The organism is Haemophilus sp. SZY H68, from assembly GCF_018829685.1.
GTDB lineage: Bacteria > Pseudomonadota > Gammaproteobacteria > Enterobacterales > Pasteurellaceae > Haemophilus > Haemophilus haemolyticus_K.
The window spans coordinates 42,369-64,379 of record NZ_JAHKKB010000001.1; the positions used below are offsets into that span (position 1 = coordinate 42,369).

Consider the following 22,011-nt stretch of genomic DNA (forward strand, 5'->3'; position numbering starts at 1 on the left):
AGGTTGGGAATTTGAAATAAGGGTGGTGGAACTAAGCAGAATTGGTCTTAACAGCAAGTGGCTTACTGCACGCATCCCTGCGGGATTTCTACCTAGCCCACCATAGATTAGAAAATGCATCTTGGTGTTCTAGCTTTTGCGGCATAAAACTATGCAATAAGGTTATAAACCTTTAAAAGCCACTATATCAGGAGACCAATCCTGTCTTCCCACTATATTTGTAAGAAGTTGGATAACGATAGAATCCTTTATATTAATTGTCAATTAATGTTTTGAATATTATTTCTAATTAAACAAAAACCATCCAAATTGGTTTTGAATGGTTTTATTTTGAATGATTTATGATGAAAAATTATCTCGCGCCATATACCACGATGGTTTTTCCATGAGCATGGATAAGGTTCTGATCCTCTAACATCTTAATAATACGTCCTACAGTTTCTCGTGAACAACCAACCATTTGCCCTATTTCTTGACGTGTAATTTTGATTTGCATCCCATCAGGATGTGTCATTGCTTCAGGCTGCTTAGCTAAGTTCATTAGCGTTTGAGCAATACGGCCTGCTACATCTAAGAATGCTAAATTACTGACTTGGCGTGAAGTATTTTGTAAACGTCTTGCCAATTGTGCGGTTAAAAACATTAAGATTTCAGGGTTGGCTTGAATTAATTGACGATATTTTTTATAGGAAATTTCAGCAATTTCACATGTTGTTTTTGTTTTAACCCATGCTGAACGTTTTGAGCCTTCATCAAATAGCCCTGCTTCTCCAAAGAATTGTCCAGCTCCTAGATAAGTTAGGATCATTTCTTTTCCTTCATCATCTTTTGCAGAGACCATTACAGTACCTTTAATCACATAATAAAGTGTAGTTGCATCCTCTCCCGCATGAATTAGCGTAGATTTTGCTGGATATTTGTGTAAGTGGCAATGCGTAAGAAACCAGTCTAAAATAGGATCTCGAGTCGTTGATTCTTCTTCCTGTGGTGGAACTGATGCTTCATCAATTTCGGTTAATTCATTTGACATTCGTGCTCCTTACATTCCTGTTTCAAAAATTCCGTTTTATTTTTGATGTCAATGGATTCATGCAATTCAGACCATACAATCACCGCAATTCCATTGCGAATTTGAGTCAGTAAAAGTTGTTTTTTTTGGTTGAGTGAAAGTTCTTCTATACCGTAATCGGTTCCTTCGCGTAAAATTACGCTTTCTACGATATTATCTAATGTTTCTGCTTCCAGTTCTTGCCAAGGAATAATCATATATTTACTCGGTAAAGTCAATTAGGCAAAAAGTGGCTCGATAAAACGCCATTGTTGTTCGAAAGACTGGCTTGCATTCAGACGGAAATTAGTACGAACATAGCGCATAAATTGTCCTTCACATAGTGTTACTAAATGTGAAGCAATTACGCGTTCATCCACATTAAAGCCACGTCCTTCACGCAATTTTCGCATTTGTAAAATATTGACAAACTGCATTTCAAGACGATTAAAAAATTGTGCGACTCGAACTTGCAATTGCGCATCTTCAAACATTAATGCATGACCCGTTAGAATTCGAGTTAACCCAGGATTTTTACGGGCAAAATCTAAGATCGTTTGTAAAATATCATGAATGCGATTCATTGTTTGGGTTTCGTTACGCATAGAAGCGGTAATACGGCTTAATAAGGTATTTTCAATGTGCTCGATCAAGGCTTCAAACATTTTTGTTTTGCTTGGAAAGTAACGATATAACGCAGCTTCAGATACCCCAACTTCTTTTGCTAGACGAGCCGTTGTCATACGCTCCATGCCACGTTCGGAATGAAGCATATGTATCAACACAGTCAGCACTTGTTGACGACGTTCTTTTACCGTTCTTTTTTCAATTTTTGGGGTTTCAATTTTAGGCGTAATTTCTTCCACGCCGGATAAAGATAATTGTTCTTCTACCATAAATTATTGTTTACCTGAATGACCGAAACCGCCTTCACCACGTTCGGTTTGTTGAAAATCTTCTACAATATTAAATTCGGCTTGTACTACTGGCACGAAAACAAGTTGAGCAATGCGATCGCCGACTTCAATTTTGAATGGCTCATTTCCACGGTTCCACATTGATACCATTAATGCTCCTTGATAATCGGAGTCAATTAACCCCACAAGGTTTCCTAGCACAATGCCATGTTTATGGCCAAGACCCGAGCGAGGCAAAATCACCGCCGCTAAATTTGGATCTGCAATATAAATTGAAAGGCCCGTCGGAATTAATTTGGTTTCACCTGGTTGAATTTCAAAGCTTTCATCGATCAAAGCACGTAAATCAAGACCTGCCGAACCTTCAGTTGCATAAGTTGGCAGAGGAAATTCATTTCCAATGCGAGAATCTAAAATTTTTACGTCAATTTTTTTCATGTCATACTCCGTTTGAAATTCATTTTTAGGTAAAAGTGCGGTTGGAATTATAAGGTTTTTTGATAGCGTTCAATAATTTCATTGACTAAATCAGCTGCAAGTTCCACTTTTGATTTTAGCGATAATTTTTTATGACCATTTTTCCAGAAAAGCTGCAAGGCATTTTCATCTGCGTTAAAAACTTGTCCGCCAGATACATCGTTGGCACAAATCATATCAAGATTTTTGCGTTCAAGTTTATCTTTTGCATAATCATCAACATTTTGGGTTTCGGCCGCAAATCCAACAGTAAAAGGACGATGTGTTTTTAAATGCCCTACATCTGAGATAATATCGGGATTTTTAATTAACTTGATAGATATTTCATCCCCAGATTTTTTGATTTTTTGGTCAGCAACTTCAACTACTCTGTAATCAGCAACAGCCGCACAACCAATAAAAATTTGATTTTTCATCGCACTTTCAAGAGAGGCTTGCCACATTTCTTGTGCTGAGGTGACACTAATTCGATTTACATTTTTTGGTGTTGTTAAATTCACTGGCCCTGAAATTAGCGTGACGTTCGCCCCACGTTCGGCAAATGCTTCAGCAATCGCAAATCCCATTTTCCCTGAACTATGGTTAGAAATATAACGAACAGGATCGATTGCCTCACGCGTTGGGCCTGCTGTAATGGCGATATTTAATCCTTGTAGATCTTGTTTTTGAGAGAAAAAGTCAGAAAGTGCAGTAAAAATTTCCTCAGGTTCTGACATGCGCCCTTTCCCCATATCGCCGCAAGCCTGAAAACCACTATTCGGGCCAATAAGCTCAATTCCACGCGTTTGAAGAGCCGTTAAATTTTGTTGAGTAATGGATTGGCGATACATCTGCTGATTCATTGCTGGGGCAAGAAAAATTGGCGCATCAGTCGCAAGACAAATTGTTGAAAGTAAATCATTCGCCATGCCTACAGTAAGACGGGCAATAAAGTCTGCACTAGTTGGCGCAATAATAATGGCATCAGCCCATTTGGCAAGCTCAATATGACCCATTGCCAGTTCTGCTTGTGGATCAAGTAAAGATTGTGAGACAGCATTGCCAGAAATGGCTTGAAGCGTTAAAGGCGTAACAAATTCTGCCGCAGCTGGGGTTAATACTACACGTACTTCAGCTTCTGCTTTGCGTAATAAACGAATCAACTCTATTGTTTTATAGGCAGCAATTCCGCCAGTAATGCCAACTACAATATGTTTTCCGTTTAATTTCATGTTTCAACCTTTGTTAGTACTTAGCCACAATTCCGTTATTTTACTTTAATTTTATTGAATGCCCAATGCTATTTTTGCGATACATATCGCAGACTTTACATAAGTTACTCGTAAAACAAGAAAAGAGCGGTCAAAATTTTTTCTATTTTGCGTTTAATATTTTATGGAAAACAATGATGATTTAATGCCACGGGAAAAATTGCTTAAATTTGGTGTAGAAACGCTCGCTGATTATGAATTGCTGGCGATCTTTTTACGAACTGGCATAAAAGGCTGCCCAGTCATTCAGCTTTCTAAAAATGTCTTATCACATTTTGGTTCCTTGCATACGTTACTTTCTGCAGATGAAAAAGCCTTCTGCTCAGTGAAAGGCTTAGGCATTACGCAATTTATTCAGCTGCAAGCGATTACGGAAATGACCAAGCGTTATTTAAAGCAAGAGATGTTAAGTACACCGATTATTAATGATCCTGAAACGGTAAAACTTTTTTTACTCACTGAATTGCAACATGAGGAAAGAGAAGTGTTCATGGTTTTATTTTTGGATAATCAACATCGTTTGATTAAAAAAGAGCGGTTATTTTTAGGTACAATTAATGTATCAGCGGTTTATCCTCGGGAAATAATTAAAGAGGCACTTTATTGTAATGCGGCTGCTTTAATTTTGGCGCATAATCATCCTTCGGGTATAACGGAACCGAGTTATTCGGATCAGCTTATTACTAAAAAAATTCAGGAGTCTGCAGAACTAATGGAAATCAGAGTGCTTGATCACTTAATTGTCGGAAAAACAGATTGCTATTCTTTTGCAGAGAACTTTTTATTATAAATTTTTATAATGTTGACCATTTTTTTACCGATTACATCTAGGAAAATCGCATTTACACTTGAGAAATGAAAACAAAGCCAGTATAATTTGCGACCTTTAATATAGTAAGCGGGTCGGATTAGCGCGACCTGACGAGGTAGCAAGCTGGTTTTAACTGGCTTTAAACAATCCGAACCGTAAGCTCGAGCTTATATTTAATTATTGGAGATTATTATGTCTAGAGTTTGTCAAGTAACAGGCAAGCGTCCAGCTGTGGGTAATAACCGCTCACACGCGTTGAATGCGACACGTCGTCGTTTTCTTCCAAACCTTCACACTCACCGTTTCTGGGTTGAAAGTGAAAACCGTTTCGTAACCTTACGTTTAACTGCGAAAGGTATGCGTATTATTGATAAAAAAGGCATTGATGCAGTATTAGCTGAAATCCGTGCTCGTGGCGAAAAAATCTAAGGAGCTAAAAAATGGCAGCTAAAGGCGCTCGTGAGAAAATCCGTTTAGTTTCTACTGCAGAGACCGGTCACTTCTACACAACTGATAAAAACAAACGTAATATGCCTGAAAAAATGGAAATCAAAAAATTTGATCCAGTAGTGCGTAAACACGTTATCTATAAAGAAGCAAAAATCAAATAATTTTGCTTATTTAGAAAAAGCCCGACATTGTTCGGGTTTTTTTGTATCACAAATTTATTAAGGAACAAATCATGCCGGAACTTCCCGAAGTCGAAACTGCACTACGCGGTATTCGCCCTTATCTTAAGAATTTTACGATTGAGAAAGTTGTCGTGCGCCAGCCTAAATTGCGCTGGGCCGTATCAGAGGAATTGATAACCCTTAAACATGTAAAAATTGTAGATCTCACTCGTCGAGCAAAATATTTGATTATTCACACGGAAAAAGGCTATATCGTCGGGCATTTGGGCATGTCAGGTTCGGTGCGAATTGTGCCACAGGATAGCGCAATAGATAAACATGATCATATTGATATTGTAATGAACAATGGCAAATTATTACGTTATAACGATCCTCGTCGTTTCGGTGCATGGTTGTGGACGGAGAATTTAGATGACTTTCATCTTTTCTTAAAGCTAGGGCCTGAACCGCTTTCTGATGAATTTAATGCAGAATATTTATTCAAAAAATCTCGTCAAAAATCGACCGCACTTAAAAGCTTCTTGATGGATAACGCTGTGGTGGTGGGCGTTGGAAATATTTATGCGAATGAAAGTTTGTTTATTTGTGGTATTCATCCACTTAAACTCGCTAAAAATCTGACCCGCAATCAATGTATTTCCCTAGTAAATACGATTAAAGATGTTTTGAGAAAAGCTATTATTCAAGGTGGAACTACACTTAAAGATTTCTTACAGCCAGATGGGCGCCCAGGTTATTTTGCACAAGAATTATTGGTATATGGCAATAAAGATAAACCTTGTCCGAAGTGCGGTACAAACATTGAGAGTTTGGTAATTGGACAAAGAAATAGCTTTTTTTGTTCTAGATGTCAGAAAAAATAATAGGTATAACCTCTCAAAATTTAACAAAAAAGAGTTAACTCTTATTGGGTTTATACCTATATCTTGGTATTTTGAAAAATAAGTTTGATCGATCTCAAGTTTTTCTACAGAGACAGTAGAAAAACTTTTTTATTTTGTTATTTTACGCTCGAATGAATCTATATCCACATGTTTTATGTGGTATTAAGAATAATTCTCAACTTTCTATTTAACCTAACTTTTTTATTACAACAAATGGAGTGATTATCGTGAACGCATTCAAAAAAAGCCTCATTGTGGCAGCGTCTTTCGCGAGTTTAAGCTTATTTAACTCAGCGGTAGCTGATATGGTTTATAAGCCAGTAGAACAACCTGTTGAACCAGTAAAACCAGATTTGAAAATTGAATCTGTAAATGAAAAGTTTGCAGAAAAATATCCAAATCAATATAACAGCTGGCGTTCAACTGCAAATGGCAACGGCGAAAAAATTATTTATGCCGATGAAGAAAATCCACGCTTAATTGTTCTTTGGGGCGGTTATTCATTTGCAAAAGAATACAATGCACCGCGTGGTCACTTTTATGCGGTCACTGATGTTCGTAGCATTCTACGTACTGGTGCACCAAAAACAGCAAATGATGGTCCACAACCAATGGCATGTTGGACATGTAAAGGCCCTGATGTTCCACGTTTAATCGCGGAATGGGGCGAAAAAGATTATTTCAACGCGAAATGGGCAAAAGGTGGTCCAGAAATCGTGAACTCAATCGGTTGTGCTGACTGTCACGATACGACCTCTAAAGATTTTGCTGAAGGCAAACCAGCATTACGTATTGCACGTCCACACGTATTACGCGCCCTTGACGCTTTAGAAAAAGCAACTGCTGAAAAAGATAAAGCGGAAGGTCGCCCACACAATAATTTAAGTTTCAACACTGCAGCTCGTACTGAAAAGCGCGCTGAAATCTGTGCAAACTGCCACGTTGAATACTACTTCGCAGGCGATATCAAACAAGTAACCTTCCCTTGGAATAAAGGTCAAACTGTTGATGATATTGAAAAATATTATGATGAAATTGGTTTCAGTGACTGGACTCATAGCCTTTCTAAAGCACCAATGTTAAAAGCTCAACACCCTGACTTTGAAATTTGGTCTTTAGGTATGCACGGTAAAAACGGGGTAACTTGTGTAGACTGTCACATGCCAAAAGTACAAGGTAAAGACGGTAAAGTTTATACTGATCACCAAATCCAAAATCCATTCGATGCATTTGACCGCACTTGTGCAAACTGTCACGATCAAAGCAGAGAAAAATTACGCGATATCGTCACTTCACGTAAAAAAGAAGTGAAAGATGTAATGGGTCGTTTAGAAGAGCAAGTTGTTAAAGCTCACTTTGAAGCGAAAGCGGCTTGGGATGCAGGTGCAACTAAAGAAGAAATGGAAGCGGCATTAATGGATATTCGTCATGCTCAATGGCGTTGGGATTATGCTGCAGCAAGCCACGGTGGTCATATGCACGCACCTGAAGTAGTGCTTCGTGTATTAGGTTCTGGCTTAGATAAAGCAGCGGATGCTCGTACTAAACTTGCAGCAATCTTAACTAAACACGGTGTGAAAACTCCAGTTCAAATCCCAGATATTTCAACAGCTGATAAAGCGTGGAAAGTAATGGGTATTGATATTGAAAAAGAACGCAAAGCTAAAGAAGAATTCTTAAAAACTGTGGTACCACAATGGGAACAACAAGCTAAAGAAAAAGGCTTATTAGTTGATCCACCAGCACAAAAATAAATGAAAAATCCACCGCACTTTTAAGTGCAAACTAGAAAGTGCGGTGATTTTCAAGGTCAAATTTGAGGTAACCCAAATGAATTTAACTTCTTTAATCAACAAATCTGCAAAAGCGTTAGCGTTAAGTGCGGCATTTGTAGCAACGCCATTTTTGGCTCATGCTGATGATGCACAAAAACCTGCGGATCACTTTACTTATGAGCCGCAATTAGATAACCAACGCGATCCAAATCAATATTGCGCTAAATGCCATAAATTCGACAAAGTAGATAAAAACCAAACTGTAGATCAGTCTGGTGGCGAACTCCACTTTGGTAAATTCCATGGTGCACACTTAGATAAGAAAAATCCAAATAACGGTAAAGCAATTACTTGTGTAAGCTGTCACGGTAACGTTTCTGAAAACCACCGTCGTGGTGCTAAAGATGTTATGCGTTTTGAAGGGGATATTTTCGGTAATAAAAAACCGATGTATTCAGTTCAAGAACAAAACCAAGTTTGTTTTGCTTGTCACCAACCTGACAAACTTCGTGAAAAACTATGGGCGCATGATGTACACGCAATGAAATTACCTTGTGCAAGTTGTCATACGCTTCACCCTAAAGAAGACGCAATGAAAGGTATTAAACCAAAACAACGCGTTAAACTTTGCGTAGATTGCCATGGCGAACAACAAAAACGTAAAGCAGAACAAGATAAACTAACCGAACAAAAGGATAAACAATGACAGCCTGCTCACGCCGAAACTTTGTTTCCGGCATGGGGGCAGTGATCCTTATGACGGGAACATCTTTACCTTCTTTTGCGAAAGAAGACAAGGCGGATAAACCTAAACGTTACGCAATGGTACACGATGAAAATTCGTGTATCGGCTGTACAGCCTGTATGGATGCATGCCGTGATGTAAACCAAGTGCCAGAAGGCGTTTCTCGCTTAGAGATTCTACGCAGTGAACCTTACGGTGAATTTCCAAATCAGGAATATGAGTTCTTCCGTCAATCTTGCCAACATTGTACAAACGCACCTTGCGTAGCAGTTTGTCCAACTGGCGCATCTTTTATTGATAAAGAGACTGGTATTGTAGATGTACATAAAGATTTATGCGTAGGCTGCCAATACTGTATAGCAGTTTGCCCATATCGTGTACGTTTTATTCATCCAGTACATCGTACCGCAGATAAATGTAACTTCTGCCGTGATACAAATTTAGCTAATGGTAAACAACCGGCTTGTGTGGAAGCTTGTCCAACCAAAGCATTAACTTTTGGGGATATGAATGACCCGATGAGTGCAGTTTCACGTAAAGTGAAAGAAAAACCGGTTTATCGCACTAAAGTGGAGTTAGGTACACAACCAAACTTATACCACATTCCATTCCAACATGGGGAGCCTAGAAGATGACATTAGATTATCCAGTTCCATTTCATACGCCTAATCTAGTGTGGGATTCTACCATTGCGATCTACTTGTTTTTATTGGGGATCTCATCTGGTGCGGTGCAGTTGGCAATTGCTTATAAACGTAGTAATAAATTAATGAACCCAAGTCAAAATTGGATTATTCGATCTGGTGTGATTTTGGGATCTGTACCAACATTAATTGGTTTAACGCTATTAGTTTTCCACTTAGCAAGACCTTGGACATTCTGGAAATTGATGTTTAACTATCAATTTAACTCCGTAATGTCGATGGGGGTCATGCTATTCCAAATTTATATGTTGTTTTTAGTAATTTGGGGGGTGGTGATTTTCAAAAAAGAAATCGAAGTATTAATTAATCGCTTTATACCAAAACTACAATTTATGATAAAACTTATCGGTATTGTAGAACGTATTGTCAGTCCAGTCGAAGTTATTCTTTTCATATTGGCTGCAGTGCTTGGTGCATACACAGGGTTCTTACTTTCTGCATTGATCAGCTATCCAATGCTGAATAACCCAGTATTACCAGCATTATTCTTAGCTTCTGGTACATCATCTGGTATTGCTGCAACCTTCTTAATTATCTTAATTGCGGGAAAATTAAAAGGAGATTCTCATGAATCGCACTTCATCCATAAATTTGAAGTACCAATTATGGTGACAGAGCTTGGTTTACTTGTGTGTTTCTTCGTTGGATTACATTTTGGTGGTGGACAAAAAACAGTTGCATTACATAATGCATTATCTGGTTTTTGGGGGGCCGTGTTCTGGATTGGGGTATTCTTTATTGGTATCTTGATCCCATTAATTGCCAATATGTTTGTGAATGACCGCTTAAAATATAATCGTAACTTTATTATCTTAGTATCAATTTTTGACTTAATTGGGGTATTTTGTTTACGATTCTTTATATTGTATGCAGGGCAATTAACAGTCGCGTAAATTAAAATTGTATTTAGAGGAAAGGCGTAATAATATGCGCCTTTCTTTTTATTTGTCAGAAGATATCCTGACGTTAATTAACAAAGAATAATATTTTATGCTCCCAGAACTTGGATTTTACTTATTACTCCTCGCAACGACGGCTGCGCTTTTGCTCGTTATTGTTCCACAACTTGGTTTGTTAAAAAAGAATACAACTCTTATTAATTCTGCGTGGCCACTATCATATATTTTTACTATAAGCACGACACTTTCCATCGGTTTATTATCATATTCTTTTGCGGTAGATGACTTTACCCTTGAATATGTAGCGGCACATTCTAATTCCCAATTGCCTACATTTTTTAAAGTGGCTGCCACTTGGGGCGGGCATGAAGGTTCAATGTTGTTTTGGTTATTTTCATTGAGTTTATGGCTTGCTGCTTTTGCTTTTTTTAATCGAAAAAATGACCGCACTTTTTCCGCTCAATCTTTATCTTTATTGGGATTGATTTGCTTTGGCTTTGCGGTATTTATTTTATTTTATTCCAATCCATTTGGACGTATTTTCCCAGCACCCGCAGAAGGGCGCGATCTCAATCCAATGTTGCAAGATGTGGGATTAATTTTCCATCCACCGTTGTTATATGTTGGCTATGTGGGCTTTGCGGTAAATTTTGCGATGAGTTTGAGTGCGTTGATTTATAACCAATCAGCACGACAAATTGCACGCTCAATGCGTGGCTGGGTGTTGTTTTCTTGGTTATTTTTAACCATTGGCATTGTGCTCGGTGCGTGGTGGGCATATTACGAACTCGGCTGGGGCGGTTGGTGGTTCTGGGATCCCGTAGAAAATGCCTCTTTAATGCCTTGGTTGCTTGGTTTGGCGTTATTACACAGTTTAATGGCGACGGAAAAACAAGGTGTATTTAGTTATTGGACTACGCTTTTTTCTTTGCTTGCTTTTGCCTTTAGCGTATTAGGCACGTTTATTGTTCGTTCTGGCGCACTCACTTCTGTGCACGCTTTTGCATTGGATAACACACGCGGTTATGTGTTGTTATTAATTTTCTTTGTTTTGACAGTGTTAGCCTTTGGATTATTCGCCTTACGAGCGGGCAGTTCATCAGAAAGTGCGGTGAAATTTCAGTTCGTTTCTAAATCGGGTGGCATTTTATTGCTGAATATTTTGCTGACCATTGCGACGGTTTCCACCTTTTTAGGCACCTTTTACCCCATGTTATTCCAAGCGATGAATTGGGGCTCAATTTCGGTGGGAAGTCCTTATTTTAATAGTATTTTCTTCCCAATTATTACGGTAGTTTTAATCTTGATGGTGATTTCACTCACCATACGTTGGGTGCAATTTGAGCGCACATTATTGATACGTTGTGTATGGTTGTTGATTCCGTCTTTAATTCTTGCTGGCTTGATGATTTGGCAACAGCTACGCAATAATTCTGCGTTGAATTTTCACGCTTTCGCTTTTGTGTTATTAACTCTTGCGATTTGGCTTTTATTTGTCACTTTATGGCAAAATTGGCGACAAATTCGTTTGTCTCAATTTGGCATGATTTTAGCGCATTGTGGCGTGGCGATTGTGACCATTGGTGCGGTGATGAGTGGTTATTTTGGCAGTGAAATTGGTGTGCGTTTAGCACCGCAACAAAGTCAAACGCTGGGGCAATATGAATTTCACTATCGTCAATTTTCTAATGAAATCGGTCCGAACTTTACGGCAGAAGTCGCCTTTTTTGATGTAACCGAAAATGGCAAGCCTTATGCAGAAATTATCCCCGAACGCCGTTATTACGATGTGCGTACAATGACAATGAGTGAAGTGGGGCTTGATGGCAGTTTTTGGGGCGATTTATATATTGTGATGGGTGATTCTCTAGGCAAAGGAGAATTTACTTTCCGCTTACACTATAAACCACTGATTCGTTGGCTTTGGGCTGGCGGTATTTTAATGGCCTTTGGCGCACTTTGTAGCGTCTTCGGATTACGCAGAAAACAGGAAAAATAATGAACAAAAAATTTATCTTTTTTGCACCGCTCTTTGTGCTTTTAGGTGTGTGTGTATTATTAATTGCAGGGTTAAATCAAGATCCGAAAAAAATTGCGTCGGCTTTAATTGATAAACCTGTTCCAGAGTTTTATCAGGCTAATTTACATGAGTCATCACAAATCGTAAGCCCGAAAGATTTTCCTAAACAGCCATTTTTATTAAATGTGTGGGGTAGTTGGTGTGGTTATTGCAAGGAAGAACATCCGTTGTTAATTGAGATTGCAAAAAACTTGCCTATTGTGGGCGTGGATTATCGCGACAATCCTCAAAATGGCATTGAAATGCTTAAGAGAATGGGCAATCCGTTCGTCTTAACTATTGATGATAGTCATGGTGAATTGGGATTAAAATTGGGCGTGGATGGCGCACCGGAAACTTATCTTGTGGATGAAAATGGTGTGATTCGTTATCGCCATTCTGGTTTATTGGATAAAGAAACTTGGCAAACGGTATTTTTGCCAAAAATTGAAGCATTGAAGAATAAATGAAAAGCCTATTAGATATTTTTACTCGAGTTCAAAAAACATTTGTTTTTGCAACCGCACTTTTATTCGCATTTTCCTTGTTTACTCAAGCGGAAATGGTGGATACCTATCAATTCCAAAATCAAGATGATCGTACTCGCGCGGTAGAGTTGGCAAAATCTTTACGCTGTCCACAATGTCAGAACCAAAATTTGGTGGAATCTAATTCGCCTATTGCTTATGACTTGCGTCTTGAAGTGTACAAAATGGTAGATGAGGGCAAAACCAATCAGCAAATTATCGATCAAATGACGGCTAGATTTGGCGATTTTGTGAATTACAAACCGCCATTCAAATGGAATACGGCGTTATTGTGGCTGTTGCCAGTCGCTCTTTTCATTTTAGCGGCCGCATTGCTTTATTTCTCAAATAGAAAAAAATCCTCCCTATCTTCATTCGAGCCGGGAAATGTATTGGAAAAAGATAAGAGCCATTTTTCTGTTAATGCTGAGTCTCATTCGGATTCTAAGCAAAAGGAACAAAAGACAGATTCCTTTGAGAAAAGTAATCGCAAACTTTCTTTTGTGGTTTTCTTTTTATTAATTGCTATTCCAACCGCTTATTATTTTTCTCTTGATCGTTTTAGTCGTGTTCAACAAGGCGAGCAATCGATGATTGAGCAGCATAATCAAAATGTTGAAATGAATGATGAACATAAAAATGAAAATGTGATTGAGAAGATCCAAAATAAACTGAGAACTGATCCGAATAATGCGGAAACTTGGCTTCAACTTGGGGAAGCCTATGTGCAGAATAATGAATTTGATAGTGCGCTTGTGGCTTATTCTAATGCAGAAAAAATATCAGGAAGTAAACCTAATATTTTAGGCTTGGCTGCCACCGCACTTTATTATCAAGCAGGTCAGCAAGTGACTCCAAAAGTAGAACAACTTTTGAATGAAGCGTTGACAAAAGATAAAAATGAAGTATCTAGCCTTTCTTTGTTGGCGACGATTGCCTTAGAAAATCGTCAATATCAACAAGCTAGTGAGTATTTACAGAAATTATTAGATTCAGGTAATGCGGCAGTGGATCGTCGTTCAGTTATTCAACGAATGAAGATGTTGGGTTTTTTACAACGTGGTGAAAAAGGGCTGAATCCGTGAGCCAATATTCTGAAAATATTATTATTGGTGCAGGGGCGGCAGGATTATTTTGTGCTGCACAGTTGGCTAAGCTAGGCAAGTCGGTGACAGTTTTCGACAACGGCAAAAAAATCGGACGTAAGATTTTGATGTCGGGCGGCGGGTTTTGTAATTTCACCAATTTAGAGGTTACGCCTGCTCATTACCTTTCACAAAATCCTCATTTCGTCAAATCTGCCCTTGCTCGTTATACCAATTGGGATTTTATTTCCTTAGTGGCGGAGCAGGGGATTGCTTATCACGAAAAGGAATTGGGGCAATTATTTTGCGATGATGGCGCAGAACAAATTGTTGAAATGCTGAAATCTGAATGCGATAAATATGGTGCTAAGATTTTATTGCGTAGTGAAGTTTCTCAAGTTGAACGGATTCAAAATGATGAAAAAGTGCGGTTTGTTTTACAGGTAAATTCAACCCAATGGCAATGTAAAAATTTGATTGTTGCCACAGGTGGGCTTTCTATGCCAGGGCTTGGTGCTACACCATTTGGTTATCAAATAGCAGAACAATTTGGTATTCCTGTTATTCCTCCGCGTGCAAGTTTGGTACCTTTTACGTATCGAGAAACAGATAAATTTTTAACCGCACTTTCAGGCATTAGCTTGCCAGTCACGATCACAGCCCTGTGCGGAAAATCGTTTCACAACCAGCTTTTGTTTACTCATCGTGGTATTTCAGGCCCTGCTGTGTTGCAAATTTCCAATTATTGGCAGCCCACTGAGTCAGTGGAAATTGATTTATTACCGAACCACAATTTGGAAGAGGAAATTAATCAAGCAAAACAACATTCACCAAAACAAATGTTGAAAACCATTTTGGTTCGATTACTTCCGAAAAAATTGGTCGAGCTTTGGATTGAACAAGGTATTATGCAAGATGAAGTTATCGCTAACATCAGTAAAGTGCGGGTAAAAAATCTGGTGGATTTTATTCATCACTGGCAATTCACCCCTAATGGCACGGAAGGCTATCGTACGGCAGAAGTCACAATGGGGGGGGTAGATACTAAAGTAATTTCTTCTAAAACAATGGAAAGCAACCAAGTAAGTGGTTTATATTTTATTGGTGAAGTATTGGATGTAACGGGCTGGCTAGGTGGCTATAATTTCCAATGGGCGTGGAGCTCGGCTTATGCTTGTTCACAAGGAATTAGTGAAAAGTAGAAGGGATGTTGAAAATACGTTAGAATTCTTTTCATTAAATCATAAAATAAGGAAGTAAAATGTCAAAAATCCTCCCATTACATGCAGACACAGTCGGCTCTTATTTACGTTCACAAGTATTAAAAGAGGCTCGTTTAAAATTTGCATCAGGTGAAATTTCTCGTGAACAATTAACTGAGATTGAAGATCAAGAAATTACAAAGTTAGTCCAAGCTCAGTTAGATGCGGGTATTCAAATTATCACTGACGGTGAGTATCGTCGTGCATTTTGGCACATTGATTTTCTAGAAGAATTAAATGGTATTGAAGGTTATCACCCTGAACATGGCTATAAATTTAATGGTGTTGAAACGAAACCTTATAATACACGTTGTTGTGGAAAGGTTTCTTGGAATCCAAATCATCCATTTATTGAGCATTTTAAGAAATTGAATGCTATTGTTGGTGGTCGCGGTATAGTTAAATATACCATCCCTAGTCCCAATCAATTAATGTATCCTATCCAGTGGGATACGGGTATTTATGCTACACGCGAAGAATTTGCTAAAGATGTTCAACAGGCTTATAAAGAAGCGATTAAAGCTTTTTATCATGCTGGCTGTCGTTATTTACAATTTGATGATGTTTACTGGGGTTCACTCTGTAATAACCACTTAAAACCTGAATTTGAGGCAGATAAAGCTCAAGCACTTGAGAATATTCAAGTGGTATTGGCAGATAAGCCTGCTGACATGGTGATTACAACGCATGTTTGCCGTGGTAATTTCCGTTCAACATATTTATTAAGTGGTGCTTATGATCCAGTAGCAGATGCATTATTTGCTAAGACTAATTATGATGGATATTTCTTGGAATACGATGATGATCGTTCAGGTGGTTTTGAACCATTAAAATATTTTGCAGAAAATCCACATAAAGGTCGTGTTGTGCTTGGTTTGGTGAGTTCTAAATTTCCTGATTTAGAAGATAAAGATGTGATTAAATCACGCATTGCGGAAGCTGCAAAATATGTGCCTCTCGAACAGCTTTGTTTAAGCCCTCAATGTGGTTTTGCCTCTACAGAGGAAGGCAATATTATGAGTGAATCCCAACAATGGGCGAAAGTGCGTCACGTTGAAGAAATCGCTAAAGAGGTTTGGGGCGAAGATTAATTTGATTTTATGGTAGATAATAAATGGCTCCTTATGGAGCCATTTTTTAACGCTGAATTAAGTAACGCAATTTTGTTCCATCTTGCTCCACACTTAGCAGTGTATAGCCATGATTTTTAGTATCAATAGGAATGTTGTTGATAGATTGTGCGCAATCGCTTAATAATTCTAAAATTTCACCTTTCTGTAATTGTGGCATGGTTTCTAACATTACAATAGCGGGGTAAGGGCAGGGTTCGCCTAACGTATCTAATGTATAATCGGGTGAAATGTCTTTTGGATCTTTATCTAATTTTTGAACAATAGTAAATGCCATGATTATGCTCCTTTGGGTTAATTACATCCACAGCCAGTTTGTGTGGTTATTTGGGATTTTGCTTTGGCTAAGAAACGACGTTCCCACCAGACAACGGCAATTAAACATAAAATTAATAAACCATAATTCACAAGTAAGCCACCTACGGGACCGAAAGATTTTAGTAAATTAAGTTTTTCGTAATCAAGTGCTAAAACTGGGGCAATATCATCCCAAACATAGGCAAGATAAGTTGAACCGACTACGTTACCTAAGCCAACCCACATAAAGTGTACTTGACCTTCCATTGACCGATACATCCAACCTGTTTCACAACCACCAGCGAGTACAATACCAAAGCCGAATAATAAACCGCCAATAATCGCATTGGGACCAGCCCACATAATCTTAGGCGAGACGCCAAGTTGAATGTAGCTAAATACACCAATGGTGCCCACTAATATTCCAAAAATAATCGCTTTTGCCATATAAGCACGCCCAGTTACCCATAAGTCACGGAAAGCTGAGGTAAAACAAATTTGAGCACGCTCAATTAATAACCCGAAAGCCAAACCACAAACCATAGCAAAACCAAGCTTAATAGATTGAGCCATTACATAAAGTGAAGCAATAAGATAAGCAAAAAATACAACCATACCAATCCAGAAACGGCGTTGTGCTTGTTTAGGATCTGTTTCTTTTATTTTCGCTGCGCCTTTTTTCAGTTCTAATTTAACGCGAAATATTGGTAGTAATGTGACTTTTACACCTGCATAAGTACCTATTGCAGTTGCGATAGTGAAGAACCAAGCGTGTACCGAAAATTGTGGAATGCCTGTAAAAAGTGAAGCTAAATTACATCCCATTGCTAAACGTGCGCCAAATCCTGCTAATGCACCGCCAATTAAAGCTTGAACAATCCGACGTTTATGTGGTTGGTTGCGCCATTTTACATTATTTGCCCAAAGTGCTGCAGAAATACAACCTGCAAACATGCCTAAGATCATGATGCCATCAACACGTGAGAAGATGTTACCTTGCATTCCTATGATTTTGTAGTAACTCCATTCAGATACATCAACGCCTAATGCTTGTAATGCATGTCCTCCCCATCGAGTAAATTCCCCGGTCACAGCCCAATAAGTGCCTGTTACTCCAAAGTAATAAGCGGAAAGCAAACCTGCTGCAGTCACTGCGACAATCGGATTCCAGTATTTAATTAAGTAATTTTGTTTAAATTGTAGCCAAATCTCTTTCATAAGATAACCTAAATTTATTGAAAAGAAAGATTTGCAAGAAAGGTATAAATAATGAATGCAGTGAAAAAAGAAGTGCCCATTTTCCTATACACAAAACTTGCGATATAAGACAAATGAAATTTGTCAGGCAAAATAATAACATTATTTTAACAATAAAGGCAAAATCTTTATGACTTTGCCTTTATAGGTATCGTATTTTTCGATTAAAGAATATCTAATAATTCTACTTCAAATACAAGTGTGGAGAATGGCGGAATTGATGCGCCAGCGCCACGTTCACCATAAGCAAGTTCGTGTGGAATAGTGAGTTTCCATTTAGAACCAACAGGCATCATTTGTAATGCTTCAACCCAACCATGGATTACACCATTTACAGGGAATTCAGCTGGTGTGCCACGAGCAACAGAGCTGTCGAATACAGTGCCATCTGGTAATGTACCAGTGTAGTGTACTCGCACTTTATCTGTTGCAGCTGGTTTTGAGCCATTGCCTTCAGTTATGATTTCGTATTGTAAACCGCTGTCGGTTACGTTTACGCCCGCTTTTTTCGCATTTTCTTCTAAGAATTTTTTGCCTTCTTCTTCGATTGCTTTAAATTGCGCTTGTTGTGCTTCAGCTGCTTGTTGTTGAAGTGCTTGAACCGAATGCATTAAGTCATTGATGTCTAATGCTGGCTGGTTATGATTTAATGCATCAAAAATCCCTTTCGCTACAGCTTCAACGGTGATCTCCATTTGGCTATCGGCTAATTGTTGGCCAATTTGCAAACCAATACCGTAGCTACCTTTTTCAGAAATGCTTTCTAATTTTACTTGTTCAAAATTCATTTGATGTTTTCCTTTCGTTAAAAATTATTTTTTATATGCCAAGATTTCGCCCATGCGAACAGGTTCGTTGATGCTTAAATGCTCAGCCAAACGCACCTGATTGGCTTGGAATAAATTAATCACTGTCGAACCAAGTTGGAACCAACCCATTTCTTGACCTTTCAATAATTTGACCGCACTTTCGCCTTCATAAGTCCAAGTTTTCACTTCGTTGTGGCGCGGTGGATTAATTACGCCCGCCCAAGTGGTCCCAATGCTTGCAGTGATAGTTGCACCGACTAAAATTTGTACCATTGTGCCAAATTCAGTATCAAATACACAAATCACACGTTCATTACGCGCAAATAAATTTGGTACATGTTGGGCTAAAAATGGGTTCACAGAGAATAAATCGCCTGGTACATAAATCATTTTGCGTAGTGTACCATCGCACGGCATATGTACTCGGTGATAATCACGAGGAGAAAGATAAGTAGTGGCAAATTCACCATTTTTAAAGGTTTCCACTAATTCCTTATCTTCTGCCAGTAAGTCTTCTAGGCTGAAAAAATGCCCTTTAGCTTGCAATAAAAGATTATCGTCAATATGACCGCACTCGCTAATGCGACCGTCTGCTGGTAAACAAAGTGCGGTAGGATTTTGATTAATTGGACGCGCGTTTTCTTTTAACGGACGAATAAAAAACTCATTAAAACTTGCGTAATCAGAAAATTGTTCTTTTTGCGCAATACTCATATCAATGTTGTATTTTTTCGCAAAAGCTTTAATTACAACATGGGTTAGCACACCCCATTTTTGTTTAGCAAACCAGCCTGCAATTTGAGTTAAATAAATTTGCGGCATGACATATTGAAATGCCACTTTTAAGCGTTGCCAATAAGAATTTGAAGTCATCATTATCTTTCCTTGTTAAAAAAAGAGGCGTGATTATAGCAATTTTTTTTATTCTTCCAACTATTTAAATAATGACAGCTACAGAACAATTATGTTTTAATATCAGTAATTCATTTCCGCCATCAGTATTAAGGTTTAATCTATGTTTAGCGGCTTATTTATTGGAATAGCTTTCGGCATTCTACTTCAACGTACACAATTCTGTTTTGTTTCTGGTTTTCGTCGTTTTTTATTTGAAAAAAATTTCCGTTTTTTTACCGCACTTTTAATTGCTGTCAGTGTGCAATCTATCGGGCTTTTTACGCTGGCTGAATTTGAACTCATCAAAATTCCTACATCTCAGTTGCCTGTGCTTGCCAGTATTTTAGGTGGATTATTATTTGGCATTGGTATGGTGTTAAGTAATTGTTGTGGGAGCGGAGCTTGGTTTCGCAGTGCTGAAGGGGCGTTAGGCAGTTTACTTGCTCTGTTTGCTTTTGCGCTCACAATGGCTTCAACACAAACTGGCAGCCTTCGTCAATTCATTGGCGGATTAACCCAACAAACCACACAATGGAATAATATTTATTTAACATTCTCCATTTCTCCTTGGTGGTTGGTTACGATTTTAATTATCGCCACGCTGATTCTGTTTTCTCGCCGTGAAAAAATTGCTTCCCAAGAAAATCTTTCAAATCTTTCATTTTTTGACCGCACTTTTAAGCGTAGTTGGAATCCTTATTTGGGGGCGTTATTAATCGGTTTGTTGGGTGTTGTCGCTTGGTATTCTAGTGCTAAGGCCGGACGCAATTTTGGCTATGGTATTTCTGTGCCTTCGGCTAATGTGGTGCAATATTTAGTCATCGGTCAGCAACGTTATTTAAACTGGGGGAGTTTATTTGTGCTCGGGATTCCATTGGGGTCATTTTTAATGGCAAAACTTAGTGGCGATTTTAATCTCAGAATGCCTCAGCCAAAAGAAGCCTTACGACGTATTTTAGGAGGTGTTTTAATGGGCTTAGGCGCAGCATTAGCTGGTGGCTGCACAGTGACAAATTCCTTAGTGGCAACCGCCTATTTTTCTTGGCAAGGCTGGCTTGCCACAGGCTTTATTTTATTAGGGTGTTGGATTGGTAACAGATTATTCGTGAAAAGATAAAAGGAGAAACTCAATGAAATTTAACCGCTCTTTATTAGGTATTGGCATTGTATTTGCACTTGCAGCTTGTGATGACAATCAAGTAAAAACTATTGAAACAAAAGAACTTTTGGATAATTTGAATAATCCGAATTATGTGATTATTGATTCTCGCCAAGATAGTCTTTACAACGGTTTCAAAGATAAAAATACGACGCGTGGTGGACATATTCCTAACGCTGTGCAGTTTTCTTGCTCATGGTTAGATTCCATTGCACCAGATAAATTTGAATCTTTTGCAGCTGGCAAGGGGATTACTAAGGATAAAACCTTGGTATTTTATGATTCTAATCTAGATAATTTAGCTTGCATTAGTGCTGATTTCGCCGCAAAAGGCTATAAAACTCGCGTATTTAATGATTTTATCAGTTACGCTAATGCAGATTATCCATTAGAACGTTTTCAAAATTTCCAATATAGCGTTTCTCCAGAATGGATTAATTCTGTGCTGAAAGGCGAAAAAACAGAAACTTACGACAATGATAAATTTGCGATTTTTGAAGTGTCTTGGGGACCGTTAGAAAAATCCCAAGGCTATGTACAACATATTGTTGGCGCTTATCATTTTGATACAGATTGGATCGAAAATGGCCCGATTTGGAATTTATCATCGCCGGAAGTGATTGAGCAAAACTTGTTGAAAAATGGTATTACGGCGGACAAAACTATTATTTTGTATTCAGATAATCAGTTGGCAGCCTATCGCGTATTTTGGGCTTTAAAATGGGCTGGCGTGAAAGATGTGCGTGTATTAAATGGCAATCTTTCTACTTGGATGGATGCCAATTTACCAACAGAAACCACAGTGAATACACCAATACCTGAAACTCATTTTGGTGTAACAATTCCGGCAAATCCTGCGATTGATATTGAAACGCCGAAAGAAATTATGTTGGCACAAGAAAATGGCTTGAAACTCATTAGTAACCGCGCTTGGGATGAATATACTGGCAAAGTGAGTGGATATGATTACATTCCAGGCAAAGGTGAACCGCGAGGAGCAATTTGGGGTTTTGCCGGTACTGATTCTTCCAATATGGCTGATTTTTATGATCCGGATGGCACATTGCGTAACCCAAATGAAATTTTTGCTTTGTGGAAAACTCAAGGTATCGAAAAAGGCAATAAATTAGCCTTTTATTGTGGCACAGGCTGGCGAGCCGGCGTACCTTGGTTTATGACTCAACTAGCTGGCTGGAAAGATACTTTGATTTATGATGGTGGCTGGAATCAATGGCAAATGGATTCTGTTTATCCTGTACAAAAAGGTGCGCCAAATAATATGACAAAACCGGATTCGAAAAATGATTTTGGCAAAGTGATGAAAAAAGGAAATTCCTGTAAAAGTTAATTGAGTGGGGGAAAATTACGAGTTTTATTACATAAAAAACGT

Annotated in this window: 24 protein-coding genes; 15 read left to right on the plus strand and 9 right to left on the minus strand. The window is 38.4% G+C overall.

All coding sequences use genetic code 11. The annotated features are described in order from the left end of the window. Positions 1-352: 352 nt before the first annotated feature. The 5 genes from crp to coaBC are packed head-to-tail and all read right to left on the minus strand — an operon-like array spanning position 353 to position 3,653. A complete protein-coding gene (gene crp, locus KP712_RS00205) occupies positions 353-1,030 on the minus strand; it encodes a cAMP-activated global transcriptional regulator CRP (protein WP_048954245.1) in 678 nt (225 codons plus the stop codon). After that, complete coding sequence (locus KP712_RS00210) at positions 1,015-1,266, minus strand: YheU family protein (protein ID WP_005631427.1); 252 nt, start codon at positions 1,264-1,266, stop codon at positions 1,015-1,017. Before KP712_RS00210 ends, crp begins: the two co-directional genes overlap by 16 nt. Positions 1,267-1,287: 21 nt before the next feature. Beyond that, positions 1,288-1,944 (minus strand): nucleoid occlusion factor SlmA, encoded by a 657-nt coding sequence (slmA, locus tag KP712_RS00215; RefSeq protein ID WP_009499832.1) that lies wholly within the window; start codon positions 1,942-1,944, stop codon positions 1,288-1,290. A 3-nt stretch (positions 1,945-1,947) separates the two neighbouring features. Then, complete coding sequence (gene dut, locus KP712_RS00220; RefSeq protein ID WP_048954243.1) at positions 1,948-2,403, minus strand: dUTP diphosphatase; 456 nt, start codon at positions 2,401-2,403, stop codon at positions 1,948-1,950. Positions 2,404-2,450: 47 nt separating this feature from the next. Continuing rightward, positions 2,451-3,653, minus strand: a complete 1,203-nt coding sequence (gene coaBC / locus KP712_RS00225; protein ID WP_140450186.1) for a bifunctional phosphopantothenoylcysteine decarboxylase/phosphopantothenate--cysteine ligase CoaBC — start codon at positions 3,651-3,653, stop codon at positions 2,451-2,453. 163 nt (positions 3,654-3,816) lie between these two features. Between coaBC and radC the strand changes: the two genes are divergently transcribed. The 13 genes from radC (at position 3,817) to KP712_RS00290 (ending at position 16,166) form a co-directional block, all read left to right on the plus strand. Further along, on the plus strand, positions 3,817-4,482 hold the full coding sequence (gene radC, locus KP712_RS00230) for a DNA repair protein RadC (RefSeq protein ID WP_048954240.1): 666 nt from the start codon (positions 3,817-3,819) through the stop codon (positions 4,480-4,482). A 213-nt stretch (positions 4,483-4,695) separates the two neighbouring features. Next, positions 4,696-4,932: a 50S ribosomal protein L28 gene (rpmB, locus tag KP712_RS00235; RefSeq protein WP_005599762.1), complete on the plus strand. Its 237-nt coding sequence runs from the start codon at positions 4,696-4,698 to the stop codon at positions 4,930-4,932. A gap of 11 nt (positions 4,933-4,943) precedes the next feature. After that, positions 4,944-5,114, plus strand: a complete 171-nt coding sequence (rpmG, locus tag KP712_RS00240) for a 50S ribosomal protein L33 (protein ID WP_005613503.1) — start codon at positions 4,944-4,946, stop codon at positions 5,112-5,114. A 71-nt stretch (positions 5,115-5,185) separates the two neighbouring features. Next, entirely contained in the window at positions 5,186-5,998 is an 813-nt protein-coding gene (gene mutM / locus KP712_RS00245; RefSeq protein WP_111407108.1) for a DNA-formamidopyrimidine glycosylase, read from the plus strand. A 248-nt stretch (positions 5,999-6,246) separates the two neighbouring features. Continuing rightward, a complete protein-coding gene (nrfA, locus tag KP712_RS00250) occupies positions 6,247-7,773 on the plus strand; it encodes an ammonia-forming nitrite reductase cytochrome c552 subunit (RefSeq protein ID WP_111407109.1) in 1,527 nt (508 codons plus the stop codon). 76 nt (positions 7,774-7,849) lie between these two features. Next, entirely contained in the window at positions 7,850-8,500 is a 651-nt protein-coding gene (gene nrfB / locus KP712_RS00255) for a cytochrome c nitrite reductase pentaheme subunit (protein ID WP_111407110.1), read from the plus strand. Further along, entirely contained in the window at positions 8,497-9,174 is a 678-nt protein-coding gene (gene nrfC, locus KP712_RS00260; protein WP_046939769.1) for a cytochrome c nitrite reductase Fe-S protein, read from the plus strand. The genes nrfB and nrfC overlap by 4 nt, the downstream gene beginning before the upstream one ends. Beyond that, entirely contained in the window at positions 9,171-10,136 is a 966-nt protein-coding gene (gene nrfD, locus KP712_RS00265) for a cytochrome c nitrite reductase subunit NrfD (protein WP_111407111.1), read from the plus strand. Before nrfC ends, nrfD begins: the two co-directional genes overlap by 4 nt. 97 nt (positions 10,137-10,233) lie before the next feature. Further along, positions 10,234-12,141, plus strand: coding sequence for a heme lyase NrfEFG subunit NrfE (gene nrfE, locus KP712_RS00270; RefSeq protein WP_111407112.1), 1,908 nt, complete (start codon positions 10,234-10,236; stop codon positions 12,139-12,141). Further along, entirely contained in the window at positions 12,141-12,671 is a 531-nt protein-coding gene (locus tag KP712_RS00275; RefSeq protein WP_111407113.1) for a DsbE family thiol:disulfide interchange protein, read from the plus strand. Before nrfE ends, KP712_RS00275 begins: the two co-directional genes overlap by 1 nt. After that, entirely contained in the window at positions 12,668-13,813 is a 1,146-nt protein-coding gene (gene nrfF / locus KP712_RS00280) for a heme lyase NrfEFG subunit NrfF (RefSeq protein WP_111407114.1), read from the plus strand. The genes KP712_RS00275 and nrfF overlap by 4 nt, the downstream gene beginning before the upstream one ends. Beyond that, a complete protein-coding gene (locus KP712_RS00285) occupies positions 13,810-15,015 on the plus strand; it encodes an NAD(P)/FAD-dependent oxidoreductase (protein WP_111407115.1) in 1,206 nt (401 codons plus the stop codon). The genes nrfF and KP712_RS00285 overlap by 4 nt, the downstream gene beginning before the upstream one ends. Before the next feature lie 59 nt (positions 15,016-15,074). Next, positions 15,075-16,166 carry a 5-methyltetrahydropteroyltriglutamate--homocysteine S-methyltransferase gene (locus tag KP712_RS00290; protein ID WP_111407116.1) on the plus strand — a complete coding sequence of 364 codons (1,092 nt, stop codon included), beginning with the start codon at positions 15,075-15,077 and terminating at the stop codon, positions 16,164-16,166. A gap of 46 nt (positions 16,167-16,212) precedes the next feature. Here KP712_RS00290 and yedF read toward each other — a convergent pair whose 3' ends face one another. The 4 genes from yedF to asd all read right to left on the minus strand — a co-directional run bounded on the left by yedF (position 16,213) and on the right by asd (position 19,441). Continuing rightward, the gene (gene yedF, locus KP712_RS00295; protein WP_005627337.1) at positions 16,213-16,482 is read right to left on the minus strand and encodes a sulfurtransferase-like selenium metabolism protein YedF; all 270 of its coding nucleotides are present in this window, start codon (positions 16,480-16,482) and stop codon (positions 16,213-16,215) included. Positions 16,483-16,499: 17 nt separating this feature from the next. Then, complete coding sequence (gene yedE / locus KP712_RS00300) at positions 16,500-17,720, minus strand: selenium metabolism membrane protein YedE/FdhT (RefSeq protein WP_111407117.1); 1,221 nt, start codon at positions 17,718-17,720, stop codon at positions 16,500-16,502. 203 nt (positions 17,721-17,923) lie between these two features. Further along, positions 17,924-18,547 (minus strand): FKBP-type peptidyl-prolyl cis-trans isomerase, encoded by a 624-nt coding sequence (locus tag KP712_RS00305; RefSeq protein ID WP_111407118.1) that lies wholly within the window; start codon positions 18,545-18,547, stop codon positions 17,924-17,926. 24 nt (positions 18,548-18,571) lie between these two features. Beyond that, positions 18,572-19,441 carry an archaetidylserine decarboxylase gene (gene asd / locus KP712_RS00310; RefSeq protein ID WP_165818727.1) on the minus strand — a complete coding sequence of 290 codons (870 nt, stop codon included), beginning with the start codon at positions 19,439-19,441 and terminating at the stop codon, positions 18,572-18,574. Between the two features lie 142 nt (positions 19,442-19,583). Here asd and KP712_RS00315 point away from each other — a divergent pair, with 142 nt between their 5' ends. Together KP712_RS00315 and KP712_RS00320 are read left to right on the plus strand one after the other, a co-directional pair. Then, the gene (locus tag KP712_RS00315) at positions 19,584-20,579 is read left to right on the plus strand and encodes a YeeE/YedE family protein (RefSeq protein ID WP_111407120.1); all 996 of its coding nucleotides are present in this window, start codon (positions 19,584-19,586) and stop codon (positions 20,577-20,579) included. A gap of 13 nt (positions 20,580-20,592) precedes the next feature. Next, entirely contained in the window at positions 20,593-21,969 is a 1,377-nt protein-coding gene (locus tag KP712_RS00320) for a rhodanese-like domain-containing protein (RefSeq protein WP_111407121.1), read from the plus strand. The last annotated feature ends 42 nt before the right edge of the window (positions 21,970-22,011 follow it).